This is a genomic window from Actinoplanes sp. NPDC051633, from assembly GCF_040681735.1.
GTDB lineage: Bacteria > Actinomycetota > Actinomycetes > Mycobacteriales > Micromonosporaceae > Actinoplanes.
The window spans coordinates 1-2168 of sequence record NZ_JBFAZH010001250.1; the positions used below are offsets into that span (position 1 = coordinate 1).

The 2168-nt window shown below is 72.8% G+C and carries 3 protein-coding genes; 2 read left to right on the top strand and 1 reads right to left on the bottom strand.

What is annotated here, in order from left to right:
• Together AB0M20_RS39660 and AB0M20_RS39665 are read left to right on the top strand one after the other, a co-directional pair.
• A partial coding sequence (locus AB0M20_RS39660; protein ID WP_364306235.1) for an MFS transporter occupies positions 1-1060 on the top strand: 1060 nt, incomplete at its 5' end.
• A 181-nt stretch (positions 1061-1241) separates the two neighbouring features.
• Entirely contained in the window at positions 1242-1598 is a 357-nt protein-coding gene (locus AB0M20_RS39665; protein WP_364306239.1) for a rhodanese-like domain-containing protein, read from the top strand.
• Between the two features lie 5 nt (positions 1599-1603).
• Here the strand turns inward: AB0M20_RS39665 and AB0M20_RS39670 are convergent.
• The coding region (locus tag AB0M20_RS39670; protein WP_364306237.1) for a formate/nitrite transporter family protein at positions 1604-2168 on the bottom strand (565 nt) is incomplete at its 5' end.

Consider the following 2168-nt stretch of genomic DNA (forward strand, 5'->3'; position numbering starts at 1 on the left):
CGCCGCCCGGGCGGTGCAGGGCATCGCCGGCGCCGCCGTGGCGCCGCTGTCGCTGACCCTGCTGGCCCAGGCGGTGCCCGACCGGTTGCGCAACGCCGCGGTCGGCATCTGGGGCGGCATCAGCGGTCTCGGTGTCGCGGTCGGCCCGGTGGTCGGCGGGGCCGTGACCGAGGGCCTGGACTGGACGTGGATCTTCTGGCTGAACGTCCCGGTGGGCGTGGTAGCGGTGGTGCTCGCGGCGGTCGTGCTGCGCGAGTCCCGCGGTGGCGCGACCCGGCTCGACCCGCTCGGCCTGGTGCTGTCCGCGGCCGGCACGTTCCTGATGGTGTGGGGCGTCGTGGACGGGCCGGACCACGGCTGGGGCTCGGCGCGGGTGCTCGCCAAGCTGATCGGCGGCGCGGCGCTGGTCGCGCTCTTCATCGCCTGGCAGCTGCGGGCGAAGTCGCCGATGGTCCCGCTGCGGCTGTTCCGCTCCCGCGGCTTCAGCCTGGTCAACATCGTCACGCTGACCTTCTCCGCCGGCACGTTCGGCGCGGTCTTCCTGCTGGCGCAGTTCTTCCAGGTGGTGCAAGGGCTTTCACCCCTGGAGGCCGGGGTACGCACGCTGCCGTGGACGATGGCCCCGATGGTCGTCGCGCCGCTGGCCGGCATCTTCGCCGACCGGCTGGGCCTGCGGAACCTGATCGCGGCCGGGCAGATCCTGCTGGCCACGGGCATCGCCTGGATCGCGCTGGCGTCCGGCACCGACGTCGCGTACTCCGACCTGGTGATCGCCTTCGTCCTGGCGGGCGTCGGCATGGGCCTGACCTTCGCCCCGATCAGCACGACGGCGCTGGCCAGCGTGCCGGCCCGGGACGCGGGCGTGGCCTCGGGCGTGAACAACACCATCCGGGAGCTGGGCGTCGCGGTCGGCGTGGCCGTGCTGGCCTCGGTCTTCAGCTCGTACGGCAGCTACGCAGACGCGCAGTCCTTCGTGGACGGCCTGGTCCCGGCGGTCCTGGTCGGCGCCGCCGTGGTCGCCGTGGGCGCGGTGCTGGCCTTCCGACTGCCCCGGCGCTGACCCCGGCGCTGATCCCGGCGCTGATCCGGAACCGGCGGCGGTTCACCGTGCCGTGTGTGCCGCCGCCGGGCATGATCGCGAAATGGCGGTCGATGGAGTGGATGCGCTGGTGACGCGGACGCGGGTGGAGACGCGGCGGCTCGATGGTGTGGATGCGCTGCTGGAGCGGGCCCGGGCCGGGATGCGCCGGCTCGACCCGCACGAGACGCGAGCGGCGGTGGCGGCCGGGGCATTGCTGATCGACACCCGCACCGAGCGGCAACGGGCACGGCAGGGTGAGCTCCCGGGTGCGATCGTGATCGACCGCACCGTGCTCGAGTGGCGGCTCGACCCGCGATCGGCCAGCCGCATCCCGGAGGCGACCGGCCTCGACCGCCGCATCGTGGTCGCCTGCCGCCAGGGTTACAGCTCCAGCCTCGCGGCGGCCGGCCTGCGCGCGATCGGGCTGCACGCGGCCACCGACATGATCGGCGGCGTCGAGGCGTGGCTCGCCGCCGGCCTGCCGATGAGCACCGCCGCGGCCGACGTCCGCGAGTGAGCGGCTCAGACCGGCTCGGGTCGCCGGTCGGCCGCCGATTCGTCCTTGAGGTACAGGTACCAGTAGGACGTGGCGACGAAGACCACCGCGCCGATCAGGTTCCCCAGACCCGCGAACAGCCAGTTGCGCAGGGTGTCGTCCCAGCCCACCTCCGGCACCCCGGCGAAGATCGCGGCCGGCAGGAAGAACATGTTCGCCACGATGTGGTCGAAGCCCATCGCCACGAACGCCATGATCGGGAAGAAGATGGCGAGGATCTTGCCGGAGAGCGTGTCGGCCGCCATCGCCATCCAGACGGCGAGACACACCAGCCAGTTGCAGCCGACCGCGCGCAGGAAGATCTGCCAGTCGGTTTCGTGCACCGCCTTGGCCTGGGCGATCGAGGCGAGCCGGTCGTAGGTCATCGCGCCCGAGGTGCCGGCGTCGCTGCCGACGTTGCCGATCACGCCGGTCTGCACGGCGAGGAAGAACGCCACGAACAGCGCGCCGGCCAGATTGCCGATCAGCACCAGGGTCAGGTTGCGGGCCACGTCGCCCATCCGGAGCCGGCTCTGCATGGCGCTGAGCGGC

Excerpts from the sequence above, each read along its gene's own strand:
- AB0M20_RS39665 (WP_364306239.1), top strand. The coding sequence starts at position 1,242 with ATGCGCCGGCTCGACCCGCACGAGACGCGAGCGGCGGTGGCGGCCGGG.